Raw genomic sequence first — 4,716 nt, 5'->3', positions numbered from 1 at the left:
AATCTATATAAATAAAAATAATTAGAAAATATATATAAATAAAAGTATAGTCGAAAACCAAATTTTTAGCAATATTAATAAATTCCAATAGCTTATTTTATTCTTTATATCGAAAATAAAAACATATTAGCTAAATAAAAAATATGATTATATTCCTAGACATTTGATTTAAAAATAATATTAAATTTTTAATCGTTAAAATTCTTTTATTTATAAAAATAATAATTAATATGAATATTTAAAAATATTATAATTTTGAAAAATTTTGTTCAACACTATATTGCCAAAAATTTCGTGCTTAACTTAATTAGATAATTAGAAAATCTATATATTTTTAGTATGTTTCAAATCTTATTCTATTTAATATTTTTAAAGTTAATCTTTATTTAATATCATCAATTTTAATGATATTATTATATTATTATAACAAATATATAACTTCAATGATATTATTGATATTATTATAACAAATATATAACTTTAATGATATTATTGATATTATTATAACAAATATATAACTTTAATGATATTATTATAACAAATATATAACTTTAATGATATTATTATATTATTTAACAAATATGTAACTTAATGAAGATTATTATTTAACAGATTTATATAAATTAATTAAAATTTATTCATGATATATTAATATATTAGTAATCTATTAGTGATATCAATTTTATTAATGTATTGAGGATTATATTTTATTAAAAGTCTAAAAATATTGAATCATCGAAGCAATCATCACATAATCAATACAATAACAAGAACAGGTAAAACTAAAGATTGTAATCCAATGATTAAAATCAAAGTAGTTGCAACATAGTCATAGTATAATAGTACTATGTTTACAAAATTAGATTCATGATTAAAACAAGTGATAGCTAAATTTGAATTGGCACTGTTTAACTATAACTTAAGTTGCAACAAACTTAATTAGGAATTTTCAGTATAAATAAAACAATTATTTATAACAGCCCATATATAAAGACCTATTTTATATTAGAATATGCATCATATGCTGCATAGATAGCATATAATAGATATACGGGTGAAAATCCAACTAAAGTAAATATCGTGGAAAGGATAATAGCAATTACAAAGAAAATTATTGCTTTTTTACCACCTTGACCACCAAGATATTGACCCAATCCTGGAATAAAAAAAGATGCAATTGCACCAACAACTGGACTTACCATATTTTACCTCCTATTAGTTAATCAGATAATGCATAGATGGTTTAAAATTATTACTCTTTTTTAACATTTATATTATAAAATGTTGTTCTTGGAAATAACTTTTTTAACATCACCGACTGAGCATATATAATCAAATGCAAAACTTTAAGATAGGAATGTTTTGTATTGATATTGTAAAAAATTTACAAAAGTTATGCAAATAAGTACATATATTTTTAGGTACTCAGCCTAAATTAATATATAAATCTATATATATATATATATCTACTTAATATCGATCATTTTAAATGGATTACTGTTATCTATTGTGCTTTCTATATAGTTACTATATATTTCATTGAGGTAGAATAGATCTTTCATGTATTACAGGAAGATACTAATTGGACAGGGAGTTTTTAGTTCTTAAAAGATTAAAATCGCTTTTGTTCCTTCAGAGCATATCCATTATCTTATTTGATATATATCTGCAATACAGTACCATATGAAAGTTATAGAACTCTATATAAGCTTATATTAATATAATATTTTAATTAAATAGTTCTTAAGGATAAATTAATTATATATTATTTATTATATAATACAAAATTGATGGAGATTATTTTAAAAATAGATATAATTAATCATAACAAATTTAGAAATAAAAAACTATTAGAAAGAAGTTAATGGCTAAAAAGAAAATAGCTTATATTAGGAAGTTCTATTAAAAAACTATGTAATTTACATCATTAATTTTTAAAAATCCTTTTCGAAATAAAAGCAGAGTCCTTCTTGCAATCATTGGAATAGGAATAGGAATAGCTACAATCATTGCACTTAGAGCTATTACAGCTGGTTTAACCTCAACTATGATGATGTCTTTCTTTCCTAGTGTCTTTTTTAATTAATTGTTGTTATTTGTGTTTGTAGTTGTTTTCCTGCAAATGCTACTGCTATAGCTATTATCTTCTTATCAGGATACTTTTCATAGTATTTTTTATCTCGTATCTGGTTAATTGCGTTTTCTAGCATCTCATCATAGCTTATGACTGGAACATCGATATTTTTTTCATTTTTGAGAATTTGAATTCAGCTATTGCTACAAAATCATCTTCCTTCAAAATCATATCACTAAATCCTATGTTTGTTGGTGATTCTCCTTCTGTTTCAAACCCTAAAGCATCTAACCAAGCTAAAAACACTGATTGATAATAATGTTCTCTTTCAATGTGTATACGATTTGGTATTCGTGCTAAAAAAGCTCCCAACTGTTTTTGAAGATTATCATTATCACAATTTTCTATGTAAGAGATTATTTTTTCCCTTCTTTCATATATTTTCTCTTCAGATAAGTTTAAGTCAATCAAATGGTCTAATAAAGAGCTTTCTACTTCAAAATTAGGAAATTCGAGCTTATAATGAATAATATCGTTGATAATCATTTCTTCGACTATGGTTAAGTATCCTGTTTGGAAAAATATTGCTATGGGATCTATATCATCAAAATTGAAGGTTTTAAATCTTGATTCTTTAGCTATTACAGGTTTCAATACTTCTTTATAGTCTTTTGAATTTTTAAGAGTACTAACTAAAAGTTCAGGAGTAGCAGTTTCAAACCAATAGTTAGAAAACTTTTCATAATCAAAAAGCTCAAGAGTCGAATATGGAGCATATACTCTGTTTTCACCATCCCAACTATAACCATCATACCAATAATCAATTTTTTCAACCATTTCGTCAAAATCAAGGCCAAATTTCTCTTTCAAATGCCCAATATGTTCTTTAAAACATTCTCTCAACTCTTGATGAGTATAACCACAAATAGTAGTAAAATCTTTATGTAAAGTTATATCCTTCAGACTGTTTAAAGAAGAAAATATAGACATATTAGCAAACTTAGAAACACCAGTGATAAAAATAAACTTAATATGCTCATCAGCACCCTTCAAAACATTATAAAAACTTCTTAAAACTTCCTGATTACCATCCATAACTTCTTTTTTAGATATATTATCTATGATAGGCTTATCATATTCATCAATTAAAACAACAACTCTTTTATTTGTTTTTTCAGAGATTTTTTCTATTAATTCACTAAACATCCCTGATAGAGTTCTTTTATTAATTTGCACATTGTTTTTATCTGCAGCATCTCGGATAAAATCCTCTAAACTTATTTTTAACTCTTCAGAAGTGGCGAAATCCATATTCAAAAAGTCAATATGCATTACTGGATTTGTTTCTTCCCAGTCCCATTTATCATGAATGTATAACCCTTCAAATAGTTTTTCATTACCTTTAAATAATTCGTCTATTGTGTTAATGAGTAATGACTTTCCAAATCTTCGTGGTCTTGATAAAAAATATCTAGTTCCCTCCGTAACTAATTTATACACATATTAGTTTTATCTACATAAATATAATCGCCTTTACGAAGCTTACTAAATGTTTGTATCCCTATTGGTAATTTTTTCATCAACAAACCTCTCTATTATTACTTATATATTATATTATCTTCACAATTATAAAAAACCTTTCATATATAATACTTCTTATTTTCTGTCTTAGTTTCATCTTAATTATATTCTCAAGTTTAATGCATATCTTCTAATAACATCTTGTTTACTTCTATTTCTTTGATTTGTAAGTATTCTATTGTTTGGTCTAAAGAATTATGAGAATATAAGCTTTGTATAACTTCTAAATCATGCCCAGCTAAATATAAATGTTGTCCTCGTAATCTCCTAAAATCATGTGTATTTAAAGTCATTTCTTTCTCAGCTAAAGTTTTTATTAATTTGTTACTGTTTCTTTCTAAATATGTTCTCATATTTCTTAAAAATCCATCGATTTTTGCATCATTTTCAACAAACAGATAATTATCACTAGTTTTATTATTTTCATCAATTTGCTTAGCTATTTCTTTAGCTATATCATCAGGCAATATTAAAGTTAATTTTGTAGCTTCTTTTTTCTTAGCTAAATCAAATGTAATTTCTTTTTTATCAAAATCAATATCACTTATTTTCAATTCAGCTATTTCTTTACTTCTTCTGCCATAGAAATACTGAAGCTTGTAAAAAAGATATTTGTTAAAGTGTTTTTATCGTCTTTTACTTTTTGTAGGAATAATGAAATTTCTTCTTTTTTAGGCCTATCATATTTTGTTCCTCTTATTTGTAAGATTTTTTGAAATTCTATTTTAATATTGTTCCTTATAATATATAAATATTTTTATTTAGGAGCATAAAATTTAATATTCGCACCATAATTGATAAAAAGTGTATTGAATAAGGAAAATTTTGTTCCGATAATACTTTTAGGAACATTTTGAGGGTCGACCAAAAAATATATTTTTTAAGAAAAAAATTTCTTTATTTCTTATATTAAAACATCAAATTGCAAAACATCCAACTCTGTCAACTTTAGAAATATTTCTCTTAGATGTTCTTTATTTTATTAATTTTATTTAATTAGTCAGTTGTTGATTGGTTTAAGATTTTTAAAGACCTTTTTAAAATTAGACTTATTTTATTTT

3 protein-coding genes and 2 pseudogenes are annotated in these 4,716 nt (G+C 23.8%); all 5 read right to left on the bottom strand.

What is annotated here, in order from left to right; all coding sequences use genetic code 11:
* Positions 1–995: 995 nt before the first annotated feature.
* Positions 996–1,202 (bottom strand): hypothetical protein, encoded by a 207-nt coding sequence (locus tag MBCUT_RS09905; protein WP_067260574.1) that lies wholly within the window; start codon positions 1,200–1,202, stop codon positions 996–998.
* Between the two features lie 876 nt (positions 1,203–2,078).
* Positions 2,079–2,210 carry a PD-(D/E)XK nuclease domain-containing protein gene (locus MBCUT_RS11615; protein WP_245634991.1) on the bottom strand — a complete coding sequence of 44 codons (132 nt, stop codon included), beginning with the start codon at positions 2,208–2,210 and terminating at the stop codon, positions 2,079–2,081.
* Between the two features lie 11 nt (positions 2,211–2,221).
* Entirely contained in the window at positions 2,222–2,620 is a 399-nt protein-coding gene (locus MBCUT_RS11610) for a PD-(D/E)XK nuclease domain-containing protein (protein WP_245634992.1), read from the bottom strand.
* Positions 2,621–3,112: 492 nt separating this feature from the next.
* Positions 3,113–3,654, bottom strand: a pseudogene (locus tag MBCUT_RS11605) (AAA family ATPase); the annotation flags it as partial.
* Positions 3,655–3,771: 117 nt separating this feature from the next.
* Positions 3,772–4,257 (bottom strand): annotated as a pseudogene (locus tag MBCUT_RS09895) (tyrosine-type recombinase/integrase); the annotation flags it as partial.
* Between the last annotated feature and the right edge of the window lie 459 nt (positions 4,258–4,716).

Source organism: Methanobrevibacter cuticularis (assembly GCF_001639285.1).
GTDB lineage: Archaea > Methanobacteriota > Methanobacteria > Methanobacteriales > Methanobacteriaceae > Methanobaculum > Methanobaculum cuticulare.
This window is presented reverse-complemented; position numbering and strand designations above follow the sequence as displayed.

What these genes read in the sequence shown, in the direction of transcription:
- MBCUT_RS09905 (WP_067260574.1), bottom strand. Translation starts at nt 1,202, where the DNA reads ATGGTAAGTCCAGTTGTTGGTGCAATTGCATCTTTTTTTATTCCAGGA.
- MBCUT_RS11615 (WP_245634991.1), bottom strand. Translation starts at nt 2,210, where the DNA reads ATGCTAGAAAACGCAATTAACCAGATACGAGATAAAAAATACTATGAA.
- MBCUT_RS11610 (WP_245634992.1), bottom strand. Translation starts at nt 2,620, where the DNA reads ATGATTATCAACGATATTATTCATTATAAGCTCGAATTTCCTAATTTT.